Annotated in this window: 22 protein-coding genes; 14 read left to right on the top strand and 8 right to left on the bottom strand. The window is 35.8% G+C overall.

Going from position 1 to position 23,213, the window contains the following annotated elements:
• Nucleotides 1-25: 25 nt before the first annotated feature.
• The gene (locus ACIQXJ_RS08485; protein ID WP_403052092.1) at nt 26-1,294 is read left to right on the top strand and encodes a polysaccharide deacetylase family protein; all 1,269 of its coding nucleotides are present in this window, start codon (nt 26-28) and stop codon (nt 1,292-1,294) included.
• Nucleotides 1,295-1,373: 79 nt separating this feature from the next.
• Here the strand turns inward: ACIQXJ_RS08485 and gltS are convergent, their stop codons facing one another.
• Nucleotides 1,374-2,558, bottom strand: a complete 1,185-nt coding sequence (gene gltS / locus ACIQXJ_RS08480) for a sodium/glutamate symporter (protein WP_401011675.1) — start codon at nt 2,556-2,558, stop codon at nt 1,374-1,376.
• Nucleotides 2,555-3,520, bottom strand: coding sequence for a formimidoylglutamase (gene hutG / locus ACIQXJ_RS08475; protein WP_403052089.1), 966 nt, complete (start codon nt 3,518-3,520; stop codon nt 2,555-2,557). Before hutG ends, gltS begins: the two co-directional genes overlap by 4 nt.
• A 128-nt stretch (nt 3,521-3,648) precedes the next feature.
• Between hutG and ACIQXJ_RS08470 the strand changes: the two genes are divergently transcribed.
• The 4 genes from ACIQXJ_RS08470 (at nt 3,649) to ACIQXJ_RS08455 (ending at nt 7,833) form a co-directional block, all read left to right on the top strand.
• Nucleotides 3,649-4,539, top strand: coding sequence for a LysR family transcriptional regulator (locus tag ACIQXJ_RS08470; protein ID WP_403052086.1), 891 nt, complete (start codon nt 3,649-3,651; stop codon nt 4,537-4,539).
• Between the two features lie 226 nt (nt 4,540-4,765).
• On the top strand, nt 4,766-6,001 hold the full coding sequence (locus ACIQXJ_RS08465; RefSeq protein WP_403052083.1) for an acyl-CoA dehydrogenase family protein: 1,236 nt from the start codon (nt 4,766-4,768) through the stop codon (nt 5,999-6,001).
• Complete coding sequence (locus ACIQXJ_RS08460; protein ID WP_403052080.1) at nt 5,998-6,774, top strand: SDR family oxidoreductase; 777 nt, start codon at nt 5,998-6,000, stop codon at nt 6,772-6,774. Before ACIQXJ_RS08465 ends, ACIQXJ_RS08460 begins: the two co-directional genes overlap by 4 nt.
• 12 nt (nt 6,775-6,786) lie before the next feature.
• The gene (locus ACIQXJ_RS08455) at nt 6,787-7,833 is read left to right on the top strand and encodes a phosphotransferase family protein (RefSeq protein WP_403052077.1); all 1,047 of its coding nucleotides are present in this window, start codon (nt 6,787-6,789) and stop codon (nt 7,831-7,833) included.
• 406 nt (nt 7,834-8,239) lie between these two features.
• On the opposite strand, the gene ACIQXJ_RS08450 is transcribed toward ACIQXJ_RS08455, so the two are convergent.
• On the bottom strand, nt 8,240-9,175 hold the full coding sequence (locus tag ACIQXJ_RS08450) for a hypothetical protein (RefSeq protein ID WP_403052074.1): 936 nt from the start codon (nt 9,173-9,175) through the stop codon (nt 8,240-8,242).
• 90 nt (nt 9,176-9,265) lie between these two features.
• Between ACIQXJ_RS08450 and ACIQXJ_RS08445 the strand changes: the two genes are divergently transcribed.
• From ACIQXJ_RS08445 to ACIQXJ_RS08435, 3 genes are all read left to right on the top strand, one after another.
• The gene (locus tag ACIQXJ_RS08445; protein ID WP_403052071.1) at nt 9,266-9,493 is read left to right on the top strand and encodes a hypothetical protein; all 228 of its coding nucleotides are present in this window, start codon (nt 9,266-9,268) and stop codon (nt 9,491-9,493) included.
• 122 nt (nt 9,494-9,615) lie between these two features.
• Nucleotides 9,616-9,987, top strand: coding sequence for a hypothetical protein (locus ACIQXJ_RS08440; protein ID WP_403052068.1), 372 nt, complete (start codon nt 9,616-9,618; stop codon nt 9,985-9,987).
• A gap of 70 nt (nt 9,988-10,057) precedes the next feature.
• Nucleotides 10,058-10,462: a hypothetical protein gene (locus ACIQXJ_RS08435; protein WP_403052065.1), complete on the top strand. Its 405-nt coding sequence runs from the start codon at nt 10,058-10,060 to the stop codon at nt 10,460-10,462.
• A gap of 174 nt (nt 10,463-10,636) precedes the next feature.
• Here ACIQXJ_RS08435 and ACIQXJ_RS08430 read toward each other — a convergent pair whose 3' ends face one another.
• Complete coding sequence (locus tag ACIQXJ_RS08430) at nt 10,637-11,206, bottom strand: GNAT family N-acetyltransferase (protein ID WP_403052062.1); 570 nt, start codon at nt 11,204-11,206, stop codon at nt 10,637-10,639.
• Nucleotides 11,207-11,579: 373 nt separating this feature from the next.
• Between ACIQXJ_RS08430 and ACIQXJ_RS08425 the strand changes: the two genes are divergently transcribed.
• The 4 genes from ACIQXJ_RS08425 (at nt 11,580) to ACIQXJ_RS08410 (ending at nt 16,677) form a co-directional block, all read left to right on the top strand.
• On the top strand, nt 11,580-12,113 hold the full coding sequence (locus tag ACIQXJ_RS08425) for a PadR family transcriptional regulator (protein ID WP_403052059.1): 534 nt from the start codon (nt 11,580-11,582) through the stop codon (nt 12,111-12,113).
• A 76-nt stretch (nt 12,114-12,189) separates the two neighbouring features.
• Entirely contained in the window at nt 12,190-12,885 is a 696-nt protein-coding gene (locus ACIQXJ_RS08420) for an ABC transporter ATP-binding protein (protein ID WP_403052056.1), read from the top strand.
• Nucleotides 12,886-12,899: 14 nt separating this feature from the next.
• Nucleotides 12,900-13,607: an ABC transporter permease gene (locus ACIQXJ_RS08415; RefSeq protein WP_403052053.1), complete on the top strand. Its 708-nt coding sequence runs from the start codon at nt 12,900-12,902 to the stop codon at nt 13,605-13,607.
• A 466-nt stretch (nt 13,608-14,073) separates the two neighbouring features.
• Nucleotides 14,074-16,677: a cation-translocating P-type ATPase gene (locus tag ACIQXJ_RS08410; protein ID WP_403052050.1), complete on the top strand. Its 2,604-nt coding sequence runs from the start codon at nt 14,074-14,076 to the stop codon at nt 16,675-16,677.
• A gap of 184 nt (nt 16,678-16,861) precedes the next feature.
• Here ACIQXJ_RS08410 and ACIQXJ_RS08405 read toward each other — a convergent pair whose 3' ends face one another.
• Nucleotides 16,862-17,815 (bottom strand): SDR family oxidoreductase, encoded by a 954-nt coding sequence (locus ACIQXJ_RS08405; protein WP_403052047.1) that lies wholly within the window; start codon nt 17,813-17,815, stop codon nt 16,862-16,864.
• A 139-nt stretch (nt 17,816-17,954) separates the two neighbouring features.
• Between ACIQXJ_RS08405 and ACIQXJ_RS08400 the strand changes: the two genes are divergently transcribed.
• Both ACIQXJ_RS08400 and ACIQXJ_RS08395 read left to right on the top strand, forming a co-directional pair.
• Nucleotides 17,955-18,116, top strand: coding sequence for a hypothetical protein (locus ACIQXJ_RS08400; RefSeq protein WP_403052044.1), 162 nt, complete (start codon nt 17,955-17,957; stop codon nt 18,114-18,116).
• A 219-nt stretch (nt 18,117-18,335) separates the two neighbouring features.
• Nucleotides 18,336-19,298: a nucleoside hydrolase gene (locus ACIQXJ_RS08395; RefSeq protein ID WP_403052041.1), complete on the top strand. Its 963-nt coding sequence runs from the start codon at nt 18,336-18,338 to the stop codon at nt 19,296-19,298.
• Between the two features lie 34 nt (nt 19,299-19,332).
• Here the strand turns inward: ACIQXJ_RS08395 and ACIQXJ_RS08390 are convergent, their stop codons facing one another.
• The 3 genes from ACIQXJ_RS08390 to ACIQXJ_RS08380 are packed head-to-tail and all read right to left on the bottom strand — an operon-like array spanning nt 19,333 to nt 23,099.
• Nucleotides 19,333-20,454: a Ger(x)C family spore germination protein gene (locus ACIQXJ_RS08390; protein ID WP_403052038.1), complete on the bottom strand. Its 1,122-nt coding sequence runs from the start codon at nt 20,452-20,454 to the stop codon at nt 19,333-19,335.
• A complete protein-coding gene (locus tag ACIQXJ_RS08385) occupies nt 20,441-21,562 on the bottom strand; it encodes a GerAB/ArcD/ProY family transporter (RefSeq protein ID WP_403052035.1) in 1,122 nt (373 codons plus the stop codon). The genes ACIQXJ_RS08390 and ACIQXJ_RS08385 overlap by 14 nt, the downstream gene beginning before the upstream one ends.
• Nucleotides 21,563-21,578: 16 nt before the next feature.
• Nucleotides 21,579-23,099, bottom strand: coding sequence for a spore germination protein (locus tag ACIQXJ_RS08380; protein ID WP_403052032.1), 1,521 nt, complete (start codon nt 23,097-23,099; stop codon nt 21,579-21,581).
• Nucleotides 23,100-23,213: the final 114 nt, after the last annotated feature.

Here is a 23,213-nt window from a genome sequence, read left to right as displayed (position 1 = left end):
CAGTGATAGTAAAAGGCGGTGTAGAATGATGAAGAAATTATTACCATTTGCTTTAATTTGGGCATTTTTATGCAGTATTGCTGTTGTAGGGCATGCTTCTGCAAATACAGTTAGTACGGCTGCCATCCAACTTGTTACAAAGGATGCTACGGTTTATGTAGAAGCTTCAGCAGAAAGTAAGGTGAGCGGTCATGTAACAAAAGGTAATTTTGTGTTAGCCACACCTTTGAATGAAGAATGGGTACATATCCAAATGTCACAGCTAGAAGGGTATGTAGAAGTAACAACATTAGCTGAGGTAACACCAGAAAAGGCTGTAGTCGCTAAAAAAGGCGGCACAAACTTATTTACTTATCCAAGTCCAAATGCACAAAAAGCAGGACAGCTATATGAAAATAGTATGTTGGTTGTGTATGGTACAGCGCCTGGTGGTTGGTCGTATGTTCAATACGGAAATGGATTCGGCTATGTCGCAACAAATGCGCTTAAAAAGCCAACAGGGACAAAAAAGCAGGTAAACGCTCCTAATGGGTCTGTAATTCATTTAACAGCGAGTCCAAGTGGTGAAGTGCTAGGTACACTAGCGAATAAAACGATTGTCCAGCAGTATACAATAGTGGCTGGTTGGGCATATGTGGAAGCAGGCGAACAAAAAGGTTACATAAAGGCTTCTGAGCTAACAGATTTAACGATAGTTGATAATAAAGTTTATAATAAAGGTATCCCTGTCGCAAAAGGGGCAAAAAAACGAGTAGCTTTAACTTTCGATGATGGACCTGATGCGAAGGTAACACCTCAAATACTAGCCATTTTAAAAAAATATAATGTGAAGGCCACATTTTTTATGGTTGGAAAAAATGCCTCTAGCAATGGCAAAATTGTAGAGCAAGTTTATAAAGAAGGTCATGAAATTGGAAATCATACTTGGAATCATCCGAAGCTAACCAGTTTGGCGAAAGCAAGTGTTAAACAAGAAGTTGATCGAACAAGCAATGCTATTTATGAGGCTATCGGTCAATATCCTACTGTTTTTCGACCACCATATGGCGCAACAAATGACGAAGTACGATCTGTTATAGCTATGCCTTCTATTTTATGGTCGATTGATACACTCGATTGGAAACATCGGAATGCCGATAAAATACTAACGTATGTGAAAGCATCTGTAAATGACGGGAGCATTATTTTAATGCATGATATTCATCAAACGACAGCTAATGGGCTAGAAAATGTCATTCTTTATTTACAGAAACAAGGCTATGAATGCGTAACGGTTAGTGATATACTACATTAATTAAATCTAGTACGTTCTTTACTATAATAGAAGAAGCCGTGCAACTGTCTTATGTAGACGGTGCACGGCTTTTATCATGTTATTTAAATAAATTAATCGTTGTAATAATAATAGGGATACCAAAAACATCGATTAAAAATGCGCCTACAATTGGTACAACAAGGAAAGCCTTTGTAGAAGGACCAAAGCGTTGAACAACGGCAGACATATTCGCCATTGCATTTGGTGTTGCGCCTAAGCCATGTCCTGCAAAGCCTGCAACCATTACGGCAGCATCGTAATTTTTGCCGAGTAATTTAAATAATACAAATATACAAAATAGAACGATAAATAGTACTTGTACAAAAACAATTACAAATAGAGGTAATGCTAAATCAGCAATTTCCCATAGTTTAATGCTCATTAACGCCATAGATAGGAAGACACCTAGTGTTACGTCGCCGATTAAAGAAATACTTTTCATGTTAATTGCGTTAGGTTTCACTTTATCTAAAATATTACGAACTAATACAGCGACAAACATTGCACCAACATAGCCTGGTAAAACAAAGCCTGTAGCTTCTGAGAATAAAGTTCCAACATATGTTCCTACAGCCATACAAAATGTTATGATAACTACTTGTGTAAAGAATGAATCAGATGTTATTTGTTCATTTTTATTCTCATATTCGACTGCTTCAGTTTCTTGTTTATCAGGTGTTAAATTGTATTTTCCGACTAAATATTTTACAATCGGTCCACCGATTAATCCACCTGCTACTAAGCCACATGTTGCAGCAGCAGCACCGATTGTCATCGCTGATGAAATACCTAAATCTTCTAAAGTTTGTCCAAATGCAGCAGCAGCTCCATGACCACCTTCCATTGATACAGCGCCAGCCATCATACCGATTAGTGGATGAATGCCCATAAGTGAAGCAAGTGATACACCAATTACGTTTTGCATTAATGCAAGGAAGCCACAAGCTAACCAATAAATCACAAGTAGTTTACCGCCAAGCTTTACAAGTTTAAAGCTAGCTCCTAACCCAATTGTTGTGAAAAACGTAATCATAAATAAGCTTTGTAATGAAGTATCAAGAGATATTTCTAAAACGCCAGTTGTTTTTAAAATTGTTGCTAATGCTGCGAACAGTAAACCACCAACAACTGGTGCTGGAATACAGAAACGCTTTAAAAAGTTTATTTTATTGATAAGAAAGCTCCCGAATGCAAATAGAGCGACTGCGAGAAATATGGTAGTAATTTGATTAATTTCGATCATGAACCGTTCCCCCTAATTAAGTGATTGAGTGCATCGTAGACAAAGTAAGCACCCAATTTGACTGTTTGACCATTTTCATCCAGTAGCGGATTCACTTCACATATATCAAAAGAATGTGTATGTGGATGTGATGCTACTTTCTGAATTAAAGAGCGAACAGTTTTTGTATCGAGTCCAAAAGGTGATGGCGCACTTACACCAGGTGCAAAAGCAGTGTTAACAACATCCATACATAAAGTAAGTAAGATATAGTCATGCTTATCCATAAATTGCTGTAAATCATTCATTATGTTCGTGTGATTTACTGCTGTCATTTGTTCCTCTAATACATATTTCACCTGTAGCTCATGTGCCTTGTCAAAAAGCTCTTTTGTATTTCCATAACGCTGAATGCCTAGTACAAAATATTCCGCATGTGGATCTTGTTCTAAAATTTGACGGAACATTGTACCAGATGAAGGCTGTTCATTATATGGTCGTAAATCAAAATGCGCATCGATATTGATAATTCCGATGCTAGCATCTTTTGGTAATGCTGCACGAACGCCTAAATAATGTCCATATAAAGTTTCATGACCGCCACCAAGAATAATGCACTTCATGTTTTTGGCTCGTAACCTTTGGACGATCTCTCCTAGCTCACGTTGCGCATCCTCTAACGCATGATTTAGGCAAAGAATGTTACCCACGTCGATAATTTCCTGTTGATCATCAAATGTCCATGGTAAGCTTGCTAGAGCTTCGCGCAATGCATTTGGTCCATTAGCTGCACCAACACGCCCTTGATTACGGCGTACACCTTCATCACATATAAAACCTACAATCCCAGCATTTTTCTGTTCTGAAGCGCTTACATCATTAATAGCTAATCTTTTTACTTTTTGATGTAAACGGAAACTGCTAGTATTTGTAGTTGAATCTATTCGACCTTTCCATTGTTTTTGATCTGTCATTGTATACATCTCTTTATCAACTCCATTAACATTATTCATGTAGTGTTAATTTATTATATATTCACATAATTATATTTACTAATATATAATTATTATTAATCTATAGCTTTAAACTATAAATGTGGAGGTATGTTGTTTTGGATTTAAAACAATTACAATATTTTATCGCAGTTATTGAGCATATGAATTACTCGAAAGCAGCTGAAAAACTGCATATTTCTCAGCCTTCTTTAAGTAATGCGATTAAAAAATTAGAGCAAGAAGTGGGTTCTTCTTTACTTGAAAGAAATACAAGAAATTTGCACTTAACTGAAGCGGGGCAGCTTCTTTATGAAAGAGCAAAAGTTATATTAAAAAATATGGAAGTATTAAAAATTGAAATGGACGAGGTCATTGTACATGGTACGAGTGATTTGACTATAGGGGTGATGGAATCAATCAAGCATTGGTTACCAAAAGCGATTGTTGAATATAAAAAGGTCTATCCACAAATGAAGTTTCATTTAGTAGATATTTTAGGCAGCAAACGTGTTAAAAAATCACTAAAAAGTTATAAAACACATGTCATTATTACAAATCAGTTGATTGATGATGAAGAGCTCGAGGTGAAGTGTTTGTATGAGGAACGACTTGTTGCAGTGTTACCTTTAAATCATCCATTAGCTGAAAAAGAAGTTTTGTCTATATCGGATTTAGGCAATGAACCTTTCATTATTAGTACAGATGGTTTTCAAACACGCCAAGATATTTTGAAAGCATTTGAAAATGCAGGTCAAGAGATTAATGTACAATTTGAAATCGAGCGTTTTGAAACCGCTGTATCACTCGTTCGTGAAAATTTAGGTATTACGATTTTGCCTGAAAATTATTTACAGGGGCCAACAGCAAAGACAATTGTTCAAAAAGAAATTGATTGCCCACATTTACAGCGCAATGTTTATTTAGTGTATTTGAAAAATCGACATCTTCCTTTTGCAATCCGCCAATTTATTGAAGGTGTTATGCAATACTTTGCTAGTAAAAGATAATAATTATATTTTTTTAAAATAGTTAATATCTTGTATGTGTTTCATGGGAAGAAGGGAAAAGCGGTGCTTAATTTAGCTGTTTTGTGAATGGATTATCTCTTTTATTCTATTTTTTGTGGAATTGATGATTGATTTAGATGGCATATAGCGGTAACATTTAATGTAAGAATAAGAATGAATAATCATTCCTTTTTCATTCGCGTTGTCAATCAAAGGGGGCGTTCATATGAATTTTTCTTATAGTGAAAAAGTAGTAGAACTGCAAGAAAAACTGACAAATTTTATGGAGCAATATGTTTATCCAAATGAGGCAGTATATACGGCACAGGTGGATGCAATGGCGGATCGTTGGGGAGCGATTCCTCCAATTATGGAAGAATTGAAGGGCAAAGCACAGGAAGCGGGGCTATGGAATCTGTTTTTACCTGATAGTAAGTATGGCGCAGGTTTATCGAATTTAGAATATGCTCCTTTGTGTGAAATTATGGGGCGTTCATTAATAGCTCCTGAAGTCTTTAACTGCAATGCCCCTGATACGGGGAATATGGAGGTACTTGTACGCTACGGCTCTGATCAGCAGAAAAAAGAGTGGCTAGAACCGTTATTACGTGGGGAAATTCGGTCTTGCTTTGCGATGACAGAGCCAGCAGTAGCTTCAAGTGATGCAACGAATATTGAGGCAAGTATTGAACGTGATGGCGATTATTACGTTTTAAATGGCCATAAGTGGTGGACAACAGGGGCTGGAGATCCTCGTTGTAAAGTCGCTATTTTTATGGGTAAACATAAGGATTCTAATGCACCTATACATGAGCAACAGTCAATGATTTTAGTACCGATGAATACACCAGGTGTCAAAATAGAGCGCATGCTAACTGCTTTTGGTTATGATCATGCACCGGAAGGACATGGAGAAGTTACGTTTACAAATGTTCGAGTACCTGTGGAAAATATTTTATGGGGTGAAGGCAAAGGCTTTGCGATAGCACAGGGTCGTCTAGGTCCGGGACGAATACACCATTGCATGCGTCTAATTGGAGCAGCCGAACGTGCTTTAGAGGAAATGTGTATTCGTTTACAGGAGCGTCAAGCTTTCCATCGACCATTAGCAGATCAAGGCGTAATGCGTGAACGTATAGCAGAGTCGCGAATTGATATTGAACAGGCAAGATTGCTCACGTTAAAGGCCGCTTATATGATGGACACTGTGGGCAATAAAGAGGCTAAGGCTGAAATTGCGATGATTAAAGTTGTTGCTCCAAATATGGCTTTACGTGTTATTGATCGTGCAATTCAAGCGTTTGGCGCTGCTGGAGTGGGACCCGATACAACATTAGCAGCACAATGGGCCAATTCCCGTACTTTGCGATTAGCAGATGGACCAGATGAGGTTCATCGCAATACTATAGCGAAATTGGAACTGAAAAAACATGCCTCAAAGCAAAAGGAGTTGGTGAAATGAGTGTACTTGACCTATTTTGCTTAAAAGGGAAAACTGCTATTGTTACAGGTGGCGGTCGTGGACTTGGTACACAAATAGCCCAAGGCTTTGCAGAGGCTGGTGCGAATGTTGTGCTATGCTCACGAAAAGTGGAGGCTTGTGAGGAAGTGGCTGCACAGCTTGCGAAATTGGGTGTCCAGACACTTGCGCTTGCCTGTGATGTGACAAAACCCGAAGAAATAGCTAATGTCGTGTCCAAAACATTGGAGACATTTGGGAAAATTGATATTTTAGTAAATAACAGTGGCGCCTCATGGGGTGCGCCTGCTGTAGACATGCCGTACGAGGCTTGGCAAAAGGTTTTTGATGTGAATGTCAATGGGACATTTTTAATGACGCAGGCAGTTGGTAAAGTGATGCTCGAACAAAACGCTGGGAAAATTATTAATATTGCTTCTATTGCAGGGCTTGGTGGTACACTACCTGATTTTATGGATACAATCGGCTATAACGCTAGTAAAGGTGCAGTCATTACGTTAACGAAAGATTTAGCTGTGAAATGGGGACCAGCAGGTGTCAACGTCAATGCCATTGCCCCAGGATTTTTCCCAACGAAAATGTCGAATGTCTTAATTGAACGAGGACAAGATTATTTAATGGGCGCTACACCGTTAAAGCGTTTAGGTTCTGAAAATGATTTGAAGGGAGTTGCACTATTTTTAGCAGCAGCAGCTTCGGATTATGTGACAGGTGAGGTCATTGTCGTAGATGGTGGAATGAGTGCAATTATTTAAGGGGGGGTTCCTATGGATACGATGCAAGTAAGGGCAAGTGAACGGATTGATGCAGAGCAATTATATGCTTTTTTAAAGCGACATTTCTCAAACTTACCAGAGGGGAAACTAGAAATTTCTCAATTTAGTGCTGGCCATTCTAATTTAACTTACTGTTTAAAAATAGCGGATTTTGAAGTCGTACTTCGCAGGCCACCTCTTGGACCAGTTGCAAAAAAGGCGCATGATATGAAGCGTGAATTTACAATTTTATCTGCACTCCATCCGTTTTTAGCAATTGTGCCAAAACCATATGTTTATGTCGATGATGACAGCATTATCGGCAGTGATTTTTTCTTAATGGAACGAAAAAAGGGTGTTGTATTGGATACGCATTTTCCACCGGGTACCGATACGACAGTAGAACTAGCCCGTCAGTTATCTGAAAAGATGGTGGAATCTTTAGTAGCGCTCCATGCCATCCCGTTTATGGAAACACCATTAAAGGACATGGTCAAGCCTAAAGGATTTATGGAACGCCAGGTGCATAGCTGGATTGATCGTTACGATAAAGCGAAAACTGCTGAGCTTTCAGAGGTAGCAGCGCTAACAGCTTGGCTAAAGGACCATATACCGACAAATGCTGAGGCAACAATCATTCATTATGATTATAAGTTCAACAATGCGATGTTTTCACAGGATTATTCACAAATGATTGGGCTTTTTGATTGGGAAATGACAACAGTTGGGGATCCTTTAGCAGATCTTGGTGTTGCCATGAGCTACTGGATGCATGCAGATGATCCGAAAATGTTGTTGTACGCACTTGGGGAGCCACCGATTACAACTTTACCTGGCTTTTATACAAGAGAAGAATTTATCGCTCGCTATGCGGAAAAAAGTGGACGCGATGTCTCAACAATCGGCTATTATATAACGTTTGCTTATTTTAAATTAGCGGTGATTTGCCAACAAATTTATTATCGCTATGTTAACGGGCAAACGAAGGATGACCGTTTTGCACAAATGGATACGATGGTAGCTGCACTTATTCAGCAAGCTGCTAAAAGTATTAAGTAGAAGATAAGGCAGTTCGATTGTAGATTATCCTAATTTTAGGGAGCATCTACAATCTTTTTTTGTTGGTTGCGAATGTAATTGTTAGATAATAGCAACAGATTATCCGACGCTATATTTTATAGTTTTAAATTATCTTCTCGTACCATGATCATAGTATGAAACTAAATATTCACGATAAAGAAATAAAAGAGGGGGAATGTGTGTTCTTGTTTTGCGTTTTGCATAACAGAAAGAAGTAATACCGATTTAAAAGAAAAAAACAGGTTCACATTGAAAAACCTAATCAGCACGCCCATAACAATTTATTTATTGTAATCCTCTCCTGCCTCATACTAGCATCCACAGCACGACAAAAAAGAGCAGACGATTTTGTCTACTCTTCTCAAGTCATTTTAAAATATTTTCATCATTTATTAAAGAATCTAGTACACGCATACAAACCTGTAACACCTGTAATTTCTGCTGCTAAACTACGTAAAGCTGATCCCCCCACACGTAATTTTTCTTCCCAAGATGTAGCACCCGCAATTAATTTTGCACTTTCTTTAAAACCACCGAGAGCTTTAATATAATTTCTAACTTTGATAATTTTAGCTGCTACAAATAAATTTGAACCAACAAACCAAACTAAAGCTGCACTACATGCTCCTATTGCTACCCAATCTGGATCTGCCAATACAGGAAATGCAGTATTTTCATTAAAATTCACGGTTTGAATTAAAGTGTTATCAACCACTTCATAATAAGTGGGTACATCTACACCATTAGCATCAACTGCCCACGCTTTCCCAAAAACACTTTGAATAATATTATTTTCATCTACAATAAAGACTTCTTCTGTATCTAACTCATTTCCAGGGACGTCACCAAAGTAATCAGCAGATGAAATCAGCTTATGTCCTTCTGGTATATCCAACTCAAATTTATATTCCTTTGGAGCACTTGAATCTTTAATGTTTATAATACTTCTAACTCCAAACTCCGTCGGTTGCAAAATCAAGTCTACTGGTCCGTCATTCATATACTCATAGCTGCCTGATTCTGTAATTGTAGGTTTACTTAACTTCATATTATTCGGTACACCAATTTTTAAATCTTCTCCGGTCCCCTTACTTTTCAGAAGAATTCCATCATCAAACTCACTCGGTAGATTAATAATATTAAAATCATTTTCCGCAACACCATTTTCGTTTGTTTTAATTAAATCATTAGTACCAGTAATTTCTTCTGTCTTAATAGCCGCTGAAGGAACTAGTGAATCTGCATATGTAGCACTACTTAAAGTTGCACTCAATAAAAGAAAAGCGGCAAATAAACTAGTTATTTTTTGTGTTAATTTCATATCATGCACCTCCTAAGTGTGTTATTATTTATATACTAGATTAAATTAACTGAAATATCAAATAATTTAAAGCTAGAAAGGGTGCATCGTATGTCTTTCAAATATAATAAATATGTAAGCTATATTACTGCAATTGCAATCCTTGTACTAATTTTATTCTTTACTAATAAAGTAAGCAAAGAGGTGTTTCTCCTCTTATTTGCTCCTCTAAGTATAGCAATGCTAATATTGGGATTTTTAGCGTGTAGAAACGCTTTGAAAGATAAAGAAAAGATTGATTTACATGCATCAGATATTAAAAGAAAATTAAAAAAATAGAATGAAAACTAATTAGTATGTCTGCATTCATACAATAGAAAAGAACAGCTTTCGTAAATGTCGGTAAGCTTATTTAATACAAAGTTAGGCTTGCTAAACTAATATATAGTAGGTGTTTATATATGAAAGATACGAAAATATTAGTAGATGAGTTTATTAATCATTGCTTGATAGCAGAACAAACGCCGATGACGGGAGATTATAAAAGAGGAAACAAATCTAATAAGGCGCTGTTAGCTATTTTGGATCAACTAAAACAATCATCTGAACTTGCAACTGCCGTGTTAGATGAGTTATTTTTACATGAAAATTCTTTTGTCTTATATGTTTGCAGTATTTATGCAATTGTAGTTGACTATCGCAGAGCTGATGCTGTAAAAATGCTTGAAAAGATCACAGGAATGGAACAGAATATAACCAGTTTTGAGGCAAGCATAGTTCTTGAACAATATGAATCAGGCGAACTTTTTAAACTGTATGGTGTAAGTAAATAAGTTCTAAGGAAATGGCTTAGCGATGATAGTTGTTGGTTTTTTCTAAATTAACTTAAAAGTGGTGATTTAGATGGATAGTCAAATGTGTTTACTAATGGAGGTTCATGAATTAATTGAAGAATACTCTAGAATGGGTAATAGCCTACGTCATCCAGAAAACGCGATAATAGGCGTAGAGGATGAGCTTAAATTAACTGCTGAGGAAATTAAAGCGTTAAAAGCAAATGAATTTGATTTTCATAGTATATGTGGCATTGAAAAGATTGTTCGCGATCGGATGCTTTCACTTTTTTTTCACTTTTTCTGTATTATAGATGGTGTTGGTGATCCTAAATTTAGATATGATGATACGGTGTGGTTAGGGCTAAAACTAGAACGGAGAGGTCTAGATGAGGAGCGAGAGTATGAGGAATTTCTACACGATATGCTATATGAAGCATATTGGAAATGGCAAGAAATGAAATCTAATGCATGATTGTAGATTCAGTTTATGGCGCTGTTTAATGAAACAAACATTCATATAAGATAGACAAGTGAAAGCACGCTAAACAGATAGTCCTGTTTAGCGTGCTTTTATTGATTAGGAAAAGATAACGTAAAGTTGAGCTAATGATACTAAACGTACTTTCCAATCCAAGTTCTCTATAATTTATTTATTGTAATCCTCTTGCAGGATACTGTAAATTTCTAAATCAATAACGCCTTTGCCAGACCAGAATGAAGCTTGTCTGAATAATCCTTCTTTGATAAAGCCACTTTTTAAAAGCACTTTTTTTGACGCATCATTCATCGGCATAACCTCTGCTTGAATTCTATTGATGTCGGCTTCATCAAATAGAAATTTTATAATTGTTTGCACAGATTCCGTTGCAATGCCCTTATTCCAATAGTCCTCAGCTAAATAGTAACCAATTGTTACCATGTTCACTTTTTGATTAAAATCCATCGCTTCTATTATGCCGACTAATGTATTTGGTTGATCCTTTAAAAAAATACCCCATTTCACCCTGCTTTTTTTAGTGAAATCACGTTCAAAGTGACCGATCATTTTTTGGACTGTCTGGATATTGTGTTTCGGAATTATGCCACAAAACTCAAATACATTTTCATTATCGTAGATGGCAAATAGCATGTTTAAGTGGCCTTCTTCAATTTTTTTAAATTGTAGGTTGCTTGAACTTAATAGCGGGAAGCTTTCAAAGATTCTTTCTACATTCATCGTATTCTCTCCTTAGTGAGTTTAATAATTTAGGAAAGCTATTTAAAAAGCTTTTTTTAATATTTTCTAGTTCATACATTATATTGTAAAATAGTGCTGGAGTATATTCTTTTTAATAAAAACAATAAAAAAAGCTGCAACGTATGAAATACGCTACAGCTAAAGAATTGGTTGTGCCCTTTGATGGTGCTACTCGAAGTAGTATACCACAAAATAAAAAATTATAGTTGTATTTATGTATTATAAATCTTTTGAAATCATTGTCGATAAGTTGCGATTGTCTTAAGAGGAATTAGGTAAGTACCTATTGACAAACGATAAAAATGCAGTTATATTCAATTTACTCAACGTTGAATATAAAAAGGTGATTATTGTGACTAGATTATTAGTTCTTGCGATGCTAGGCCTAAAGCCAATGACAGGCTACGATATTAAAGTAATGCTTGAAATGAACGATGCCGAAAGATGGGGCGGCGTTCTTATTGGTTCTATCTACAATGCTTTGAAGAAGCTTGAAAAGGATGGATATATCGAGGTAGCCAGTATTGAATCGACAGGACATAGACAAAAGGCGATTTACCAAATTACTGAAAAGGGAAGACTATATGAGCAACAATTAATTATCGAAGCTCTCGAAAAATCTTCTGTTGTTTATCCAACTACATTGTATTCTGGTGTGTCCTTTGCATTTAAGCTTCCTAATGAAAAAGCAATTCGTGCATTAGAAAAGCAACAGAAAATTTTAGAGGATGAAGAAAAAGCAATATCGGTCGGTTATAATGCAAAAATGAACGCGATGCAAGGAGAAATTCCTGAACTAACGCAATTAGCATTTGATAATATGTTAGAAATTGTGAAAGTGCAATTAAAATTTGTTCAGCAAGCTATAAAGATTATGCAAAAATAACTCTCTCGAATGAGAGAGTTAAAAAATGCGTATATAGTCAAAGTTGAGTATTCAATATTGAACTGGAGGGCAAAAAGTGAAAAAACTAATTAGTGCTTGTAATTTAACGAAAAATTATAAGGATTATTGTGTTGTGGATGCTATAAATTTCGATATAGAAGAGGGGGAGACGATTGCACTGATAGGATCTAATGGAGCTGGAAAAACGACAACTATTAGTATGCTTCTTGGTATTACTCCTCAAGATGCTGGGACAATCGATTACTGGACGCCAAATTTTAAAAGTGAGATTGGTACGCAGCTGCAATCAACGCCTTTTTTTGAAGGCTTCACGGTAGAGGATAATGTAAAACTATTCGCTGCATTATACAATGTTGTTCTTTCCAATGAAATGATTGATGCAAAACTCGCCTCCTTTGATTTATTACATGTAAAAAAGACGCCTGCTATTAAATTATCTTTAGGGCAACAAAAGCGTTTAGCTATTGTTGTGACAACTTTGCATAATCCGAAATTAGTTATTTTGGATGAACCGTCTGCAGGGTTAGATCCAAGAGGTCAAAAGGAAATTCAAAATATGATTATAAGTCTAAAAGAAAAAGGTGTTGCGGTTTTATTCGCTTCACACGACATGTTAGAAGTGAGAAAAGTCGCTGACAGAATCATGATTATGAATAAAGGTAAAATCGTTGCGAATGGTTGTTATAATGATTTACTAAAGAAATATCATATTGAAGATTTAGAAGATTTATTTTTTGAATTAACGAAGTGAAGGAGAAGGATAAAATGAAGGCTATTTTCATTTTAAATTTTAAATTAGGTATGAAAGACATGTATCTACTTTTTTGGTCGATTTTAATGCCATTTGCTGCGATTGTTGCCTTAAGGATATTTGCTCCTAGCTATTCTGCAAACTATGTGGAGGGAATTATTGCAACTAGTGTTTTCTTTTATTCATTCATGACTACGGCTTTTATCTCTTTATCACAACGGAGGAGAGGCGTTTACAATTTACTTCATGCAACCCCTATACCTCTATGGAAATATATTATTAGCGTTTCATGTGCATGGTCTTTAATTGCTATAGTCCTTTCATATATTGTGCTTTTGTTTTTCAAAGCCGTTCATCCATTACAGCTCTCGCTAAATGCTCTTCTTTTAATGGCACCCATTATTTTAATCGCTTCATTAAGTTTCGTTTTTCTGAGTTTTTTTGTTTCAAGCTTAGTGAACAATGAAGGGCATTTAAGTATGTCGGCAAATGCACTCATGTTACCTATGCTACTTTGTAGTAATGCATTTTTCTCAATGGAGAATTCTCCTAAAATCATGCAATATATCAGTATGGTCAATCCATTTGAATGGTTTTTAAATGGAATTAATGGCGCATTACTAATTAATTGGAGTATTTGGTGCCAGTCACTATTTATCTTAATAGGATGCTTTGTATTCGCACTCTGTGTATCATTGAAATCATTTAAATATAGTGTTTGATAAGTTAATTTGCCCCCTTGACGCTAATAGTCGAGGGGGCTTTTATTTCCCTTAATATGGTAAATATTATAAGTTTACGTCAACAATAGTATAAAAAATTAAATCTCTATATCAATTATTATCATACTGGATTAGGACAAGGAATAGATTGTTATAGTTCGAATATTTGAAGATGGAGTAGATTTGGAGAAACGTATTTTAGAATGTGATTTTCTCGAAATTCATGAAAGAAATTTCGGAGTTTGTAGTTGGAAAATACAAGGGAAATTGAAATTTGGTAGCTAAAAGACTATTTAATAGACGTTTTCCTTCTATTGAAATAGTCAGCTCTACGATGAATGACACATAAGTTATAATGGTCTATTCGAGTTTTGCGAGACTCTATTGTTAGTAAAATAGCAGCAATCGTTTTTCGTCATGAGTATGATAGTCTAATAAAATTACACTGGAAGGAGAAATAAATGAAATGACACAATATCATCAGCAGTCGTCCGCAGAAGTCATGAATAAATTGAGCGTGACCAATAAAGGATTGAGTGATTCTGACGTTCAAAAGAGGCAAGAAGTGTATGGTTTTAATGTATTAGAGGAAGGTAAAAAAATAAGTACACTTGCCGTTTTTTTCGGACAGTTTAAGGATTTATTAGTAATTATTTTAATGATAGCGGCTTTTATTTCATTTCTATTAGGTGAAGTAGAAAGCACAATTGTCATTTTGATTGTCATAATTTTAAATGCTGTTCTCGGTACTGTGCAGCATGTAAAGGCGGAAAAGTCTTTAGGTAATTTGAAAGCTTTGTCTTCTCCAATTGCGAAAGTGATGCGAAACAATCAGATTATCGAAATCCCGTCTAAAGATATAGTAGTAGGAGATCTTCTGTATTTGGAGGCTGGTGACTATATAAATGCTGATGGAAGATTAGTAGAAAGCCATAATCTTCATATAAATGAAAGCTCACTTACTGGTGAATCTTTAGCGGTTGCGAAATTTTCTGATCCCATCAAGGAAGATGTAACGGTTGCTGATAAGAAAAATATGGTTTTCACAGGGAGCTTTGTTACGAATGGCCGGGGTATTGTGATTGTCACAGCTATCGGAATGGAAACGGAAATTGGTAAAATAGCAAATTTGCTAGATACTGCGAAAGAAAAGAAGACTCCGCTACAAGTTAGCCTAGATCAATTTGGAGAGAAATTAGCTTTAGGAATCACGATGATCTGTGTAGTTATTTTCACGATTGATCTTGTTCGAGGCCGTGAGTTGGTAGAATCATTTATGTTTGCCGTTTCATTGGCTGTTGCTGCTATACCCGAGGCGTTAAGTTCGATTGTGACAATTGTGTTGGCTTTTGGGACACAAAAAATGGCAAAGGAAAATGCTATTATACGAAAGCTCTTTGCTGTTGAAAGTTTGGGAAGTGTCTCTGTTATATGTTCAGATAAAACAGGAACTTTAACTGAAAACAAAATGGTCGTGCAACATGTATTTGTTGATCAAAAAGTTATTTCACACGATCAGCTACAAATGAAAAACACAATCGAAAAAGATCTGATTTGGAAGGCACTATTATGTAATGATGCGTTGGAAAGAGATCATAAAGAAATTGGTGATCCTACTGAAATTGCGCTTGTGAAATTAGGGAAGCAATACGACTTTGATGAATTAATCGTCAGAGAAAATTGTCCAAGGGTAGCAGAGCTTCCTTTTGATTCAGATAGAAAACTTATGAGCACGGTGAATCGTATTAATCAGCAAAATATTATGATTACGAAGGGAGCATTAGATGTTCTCCTTTCAAAAATTACAAAAATCAATACTTCTAATGGTTTATTAACTATTACTCATGAACATAAGAAAAAAATCGAAGAAGTTAACCGAGACTTTTCGATGAATGGTTTAAGAGTTTTGGCTATTACGTACAAGGAGGTATATGAACCTCGAGCAATCTCCGTTGTAGACGAAAGAGACTTAATCTTTGTCGGATTAATCGCAATGATGGACCCTCCTAGAAAAGAATCAAAGGCAGCAGTTGAAAGTTGTATCAAAGCAGGGATTAAACCTGTAATGATAACAGGTGACCATAAAATAACAGCCACTGCGATTGCAAAACAAATTGGTATTTTACAGGATCCAAGTGAAGCGATTGAAGGAGCTGAAATTGAAAAATTAACTGATCGGGAACTGCAAGAAAAAGTGCAAGATTTCTCAGTTTATGCCCGCGTAACACCAGAGCAAAAAATTCGTATTGTGAGAGCCTGGCAAGAAAAAGGGAACGTCGTTGCTATGACGGGGGATGGAGTCAATGATGGGCCAGCCTTAAAGCAAGCCGATATAGGTGTCGCGATGGGAATAAGCGGTACTGAGGTGGCAAAAGATGCATCTTCTATGATCTTAACAGATGATAATTTTTCCACGATTGTCAAAGCAATATCAAATGGAAGAAGTATTTATACAAATATTAAAAATGCCATTTTATTTTTGCTATCAGGGAATGCAGGAGCTATCTTTGTCGTTTTATATGCGACTATTTTAGGTTTACCAGTTCCATTTGCGCCGGTTCATCTATTATTTATTAACTTGCTGACCGATAGTTTGCCGGCAATTGCCATCGGGCTGGAACCAAATAATAAAAACACTATGAAGGACAAGCCAAGAAATATTCACACACCATTACTAAATAGAATATTTACGACCCAAGTGGTACTTGAAGGTTTATTAATTGCTATTTCTACGGCTGTTGCTTTCGAAATAGGATTGTCAACAGGAGATACTTTAACAGCAAGTACAATGGCGTTTACAACTTTATGTTTATCAAGACTAATACATGGCTTTAATTCTAGATCCAAACAGTCGATCTTTGCCATCGGTGTATTTTCGAATAAATATACTTGGTTAGCATTTTTAATCGGCTTTGTTGCTCTACATGTAGTATTATTTGTGCCATCTTTCACGGATATATTTGAAGTTGCCACATTAACTGGCGCACAATTAGGCTTTATTTATAGCTTATCGTTCTTACCGTTTTTAGTTAATCAATGGTACAAACTATTGTTTGTAAGAAGTAAATAATGCACTTAATAAAAGTGCCAGGCACCTGACATCAAATGCTTTATGCTCGCTAATCAACTAGCGGGCATTTTTTTATGTTGAAAATGATTTTAATCGCTTTATAGCACTTGTTGCATCGACCCAACAACACATGGGGTATCCGATTGCAAACAAATTGGAATACTACATATTAGCAAAGCTTCAATTAAGAATTTGTTGATTCACCACCATCTACATGTAATACTTGCCCAGTAACATGTCTAGAATCATCAGATGCTAAATATACAAATGTAGGAGCAACTTCAAAAGGCTGAGCCATTCGATTAAATAAGTTCGTTCCGTGTAATGCGTTTTCATCAGAGGAAAAACTGGAAGGGATAAGTGGTGTCCAAATACGACCAGGTGCTATTGCATTTACTCGAATCTGTTTTTTTGCAACGCTTTTTGCTAAAGATCGAGTCCACCCTACGATTGCCCCTTTTGTAGCAGAATAGTCGATTAATAAAGGTTCTCCTGCATAAGCTACAACCGAAGCAGTTCCAATAATCGAGCTTCCTGCCTTTAAATAAGGAAGAGCAGCTCTTGTAGTATAAAAATGAGAATAAATGTTAAGTTTAAAAGTTTCGTCGAACTGTTCATCTGTTATTTCTGTGAGATCATTTTGCTGAAATTGAATACCAACATGGTTACATAAAATATCTAAGCGACCAAAAGTATTAACAGTTTCTAAAACGATGTTTGCACATTGTTTTTTATTACGAAGATCCCCAGGTAGTAGTAAACACTCTTTTCCCAATTCCTCAATTCTTTTTTTTGTTCTTAAAGCATCTTCGTGCTCATCTAAATAAGCAATTGCTACATTGGCTTCTTCTTTTGCAAAGGCAATGGCAGCGGCTGCTCCCATTCCACTATCACCCCCAGTAATTAGAGCGACTTTCCCTTTTAGTTTTCCACTACCTTTGTAATGAGGGTTTTCAATAATGGGTTTAGGCACCATTAAATTTTCTAACCCTGGTTGGCGGAATTGTCTCTGTTCAAGCTGAGTAATAGGCACTTCTTTATATTGAGTTATCTTGCCATACACAGGATATTGGGGATACGGGTCTTCTTTCTTGTTTTCTTCAAACCATTTTTGATATGTTCGAATTTGTTCAATCAATTCATGATAGTTTTTAGAATTCCAATCATTTGAATAACCATTATTAATAACGAATCACTCCTTATATTCATATACTATGTATGCTTGATTTTTTATGTGAAAACATTGAATTTTCAAGGGTGAAAGAGGGGGGTATAGTATGATGATTGAGTTTTTTCCACAAATCACTAGGCTATTAGAAAATAAAGCGGGGGAAGTGGAGGTTTATTATTTAAATTATTCTTGGTTAGCACCGAGTATAGGCGTTCGACCACCGTATTATTGTTATCCAATCTATCAGCCATATTTTGCACTGCTATAGGGTGTGTTTAGTTACCTTTTCTGAAAATACGATTGCATTTTATTTACTATTAAATAAAGGTTGTAGGAGGCTTTATAAGCACCCTCTATGTTAAATGGACTGCATGTAATACTTTCCTAATATACTTTGTACTATTTTGATAAAAAGTTCGAAATAGGTGTCGCCTTAAGCATTTCAAGCCTTCTATAAGTGAGCTTTATTGGAAATAAAGGGGGCTCTTTGGTGAAAAAAGTGCTTTTATTTGGAGATATTGGCATTGATGATACAGCTGCGTTAATCTATGCTAGACTACATCAAGAAATAGAAATTGTTGGATTAGTTGCAGATTACGGAAATGTTTCTAGAGAAGTTGCAGTGGCCAATATTTTATATTTGCTGAAATTGTTTAATTTTCCTAAGGGAATCCCTGTTATTTTAGGGGCAGAAGTACCTTTAACTGGCGAACAGCCAACATACTTTCCGGAAATTCATGGAGAACATGGGCTTGGACCAATCATACTAAATGAAGACTACGATTTAAAAACTGAAAATTTTTTGGAAATCGTAAATATCATTAAAAAATATAAGGATGAGCTGATCATCGTAAATATTGGTCGGCTCACCTCACTTGCCACGATGTTTATCTTCTACAAAGATTTAATGAAAAACGTGAAGGAATTTTATATTATGGGTGGCGCTTTTGGGGTTCCAGGAAATATAACTACTGTCGCTGAGGCGAATTTTCATGGAGACCCTTTTGCGGTAAATATTGTACTCACATACGCTACGAATGTGACAATTATTCCTTTAAATGCAACACAAAAAGCCATTGTTACACCCGGCATGGTTGACTATATTGATCATTTTGGGAAGGCGAAAATCTTTAAACTATTAATGGAATACTATACGCGTTTTTATCAAGAAAGGGACCCCTCACTTTTAGGGAGTCCTCTCCACGATGCACTAACCATTATGGCTATCATTAATCCCGACATGTTCACGTATGAGTCCTATCCTGTTACAGTCGTCGATAAATTAGACGGTCCTGCACGGGGGCAAAGTATTACGGAAACCCGACCATACGAAAACCTAAAGAATGGGCAAAAAATGCATCGTATTGCATTTGATTTAAATTATGAAAAATTCTTTCATGATTTTTTGTCCGTTATGACTGGCCAACAAGTAAATAAGGAATCAAAATAATTTTGCTTTAACTATTGAACGAAAACAATGCAATTTATTCAAAAACACCATTTCTTACGATAACAAATTCGACCTTCACATTCACTTTGATGTCTTTATACATCTCATGCCATTTTTCTTTTGTCAGATTCGAGTTTCGCACAGTGCTTCTATATTTCTCGCCAAAACCAAAGACATCTGACTGGACTTCCTGGCTTTGTGCAATAACTCTAGATATTTCCTTTGATAATTTTTTACTAATGGCCTCTTCAAGTTCTGCTACCTGCTTAGGATTGCCTAGATTTATATCTTTGTGTATTTCTAATACTCTGGCCTTCATTTTGATGTTTAGGTCAAACTCTGTTTTAGAAGCATCGACTAATTTAATGTCTCTTTTGGATTGAATGGCATCAAATGCTACAGGGATTTTCTCATCTTTTTTCAATAATGTTGAGGTCACATCATCTTCTTGTAATGTGGTTTCAAAAATCCCTACCTTAAATGTATCTCTGACAACCTTGATGTAAAAGCTATCTTTCGCCGAGAGTTTGCTGACCATTTTGCCGCCTTTAAATAGGGCTACTCCACTTAATTCAACAAGTTCTTTATCTCTTTTTAAAATAGGCATAGCTATATCTTTACCGGTCGTATAATAATCGTGCGCAATCTCATGAAGTGTTGGGGATATCATATACTCTTGTTTAATGTTTTGTTCTAAAAGCTTATATATATGCTGACCAATATCATCAATATTTTTATATTCGTATTTAAGTAATGGTGCTGTTTCGCCTTCTACGACAGCCATATACAAACCATTGCTTACGCTTGCATTTTCCAGATTTGTATTAATGTAATAATGAAGATCATCTTTCGCCACTTCCTCGCCAAATAATATAACCCTCATTTGACCGACCATAATCTTTTTAGCTAGCTTTCGATTAGATTTCATCCGATTTCCTTTACTAGTGGTATCCTCTGTTGTAAGGACTTCTACATTACTCTGAAATTCGGGATTTACTTCACGAATAACGGCAGTCGTAGCTATTTTCTCTTCCTTTCCAACATCGTAGCCAACTAAAGTCGTTAAGCCCACTTGATCTAGAATATTGGTCTCTGCACATCCATATAAAAAAATAAATAATAAAAGAAGAATAATAATGTGCCTAAGCTTTTTCATTTTGATGCTCCTTCTTTGATATAAATGTTTTTTTCAGAATGGCGATGATAAATAAGAAAATTGGATAAACAAATATAATATAAAAAGCTACTTTTCCGAATTGTGTGTTAATCGTATTGATTTGGGTGCGCGTTTGAACGAGTAATGTGGCAATGAAAATAAGAATAGAGAAAATCCACACGAATTTCGTTCCACTTATATTTACTAATCGTAGGGTTCCTCGATAAGCAGCCCATAAATAGAGACAAAGATTTGGTAAAATAATCAACATCCAAAAACAAACTGCCACAAATTCAAATCGCTCCATAAAAGGAAAGCTGATAAAACTAAATAATGTCAATGTTGCCCATATTGTTTTTAGTAGTTTTCCTTCACTGTAGTAAGTAATGGAAACCAACATCACAGCTAGATATAGGATAGTTGTAGCCAACAAACTCATATGTGCATACTTGCTGACGTTTTTTTTGTCCTTTATGAAAGGGTAAATAATATTAAGAATTTCAAATCCAATAATTGTAAAAGTTATTGATTGTGCACCTTTTAATATTGAACTAAAGTTCGTTTCTAAAATAGGGAGTAGACTATCTACTGTTGAAAACTTCATTGGGAATAATAGCATAGGGAAAATCCATAAAGAGAGTACGATACTAAAAAAAGAAACACCGACAATTACTCGAAGTCCACCGGTGAAGGCATATATTATGATTATTAGTAAAGTAGCTGATAGAAACCATGTACCTATACTAGGGAAAATCCATGCTTGAATCACTTCAATATAATTCCGTAAAACAGAAAAGAATGCTACAAAACAATAAGCTATATACACTGCATTCAAAAAATTGCCTATCCACTTGCCAAAGATATCTTGCTGTATCCCATATAAATCATTAGAACCGTATATTTCCAATGTTTTTATCATACAAAAAGTGACGATATGTGTGGCAATGCCCGCCAACAGAACTGAAATCCATGCATCATGTCCTGCATCTTTGTACACAATACGTTGAAATCCCTGTATACCGACTCCTACTTGAGCACCGTGGATAACAAAAAAAAGCAAATAAGCATTTATCATGTCTTTAGGGCTAAGTTGTAACGGATTTTTCATTTATTTCACCTTCAATTTAACTTTCTTCCGGTTTTATAGGTTCAGCGTCGTACTTTTCCTGATTAGAGGGCCTTGTCAGGGCAGGTCTTTTTGCCGTTAATGGCATAGGCATTCTAATAACACTATCCCGCATTTCTCTCATTCTAGGTGGATAAAGTGGAGACATATACGGTGCACCTAAACTAGATTGACGTAAAAGGTGAATTAAGATAAAGCAAAAGGCCAACATTATACCATAAAAACCCCAAAATCCTGCTAGTATTATAATTGGGAACCGAATAAGCCGAATAGCATTACCCATCATATAACTTGGTGAAGTGAAAGACGCCAAGGCGCTTAATGCAATAATAATAAGTAATATATTACTTGTAATACCTGCCTGTACGGCTGCCGTTCCAATTACGATACCACCAACAATACCGATTGTTTGTCCGATTTTTGTTGGTAATCTTGCCCCAGCTTCTCTCAGTAATTCAATAATAAATTCAAGAAGTAGTGCTTCAAATATTGGTGGGAAAGGGACTAAAGCTCTGGACTCACTTAATGGAACTAAGAAAGCTTGAGGAATTACCTCATAATGAAAAGTTAACGCTGCAACGTAGATCGGTGTTAAATAAACAGATATAAAGAATGCAGTAAGGCGCAATATTCGAACAAAGGTAGCAATTTGCCATCTTAAGTTTTGATCTTCCTGACTTTGAAAAAATTCAGTAAAAGATTGAGGGCAAACAATTGCCATCGAACTACCATCCACGATAATGCCCAGCTTTCCATCTAATAGACAATTGCAAAATCTGTCGGGCCTTTCAGTCAACAACATTTGAGGAAAGACGGACATTGAGTTATCGTCAATCATTTCAGCTAGAACCGCACTATCGAGTAACGCATCTATATTAAGATCTTTAATTCTTTGATGTAACGTATTCACCATTTGCTCGGAGGCAATACCATTCATATAGATAAGCGTGATGGAAGTATTTGTACGTTGTCCAACTTTTATTTTTTCAATACATAGATCAGGGTTGACTATGTAGCGACGAACTAAGGAAATATTCGTAGCAAGGCTCTCATTAAATCCAACCTGTGTTCCAATCACTTGTGATTCATTTTCAGGTGCAGACAATGACCGTGATTCTCGGCTTGCAATATTTGCTACTATTAGTTGTGCGAACTCATCTACATGGATAACAACAGACCCATTTACCATTGCTTCTATTGCTTCCTCTAGAAGACTGGTTACATTGACTTCAGGTATCGAGAGGTTATCCTTTATGTTTTCTGGTGTTTCATTTGTTTTGTTTTGTAAATTAGCTATAATATCATTGTTTAATGTCTGTTTATCCACTAAATTATCAATATAAATAAGGGTAATGTTGGGTGGAAGCGACTTAATAATTAAATCATATGGATTATTCGTAGCGTCTTTTATTGACTGAATAAAACAATCTGTTGATTGGGCAATTCTCTCGGAATTTTCTTTAGGTATATGCACTTCTACAGGAGTTTTCTTTTTCCAGAAAGATAGTTTAAATTTCATATTGAATTGTAGGCTCCTCACATTTCTTGCTTAGTTTTTAGAATAGACTTTAATAGGATGTTCTATACTTATTTCAATAATTTTCAATCATTCTTAAGTAGGGGGAGTACTTGG

The sequence above is a fragment of the Lysinibacillus sp. NPDC097868 genome (genome assembly GCF_044761135.1).
GTDB lineage: Bacteria > Bacillota > Bacilli > Bacillales_A > Planococcaceae > Lysinibacillus.
This window is presented reverse-complemented; position numbering and strand designations above follow the sequence as displayed.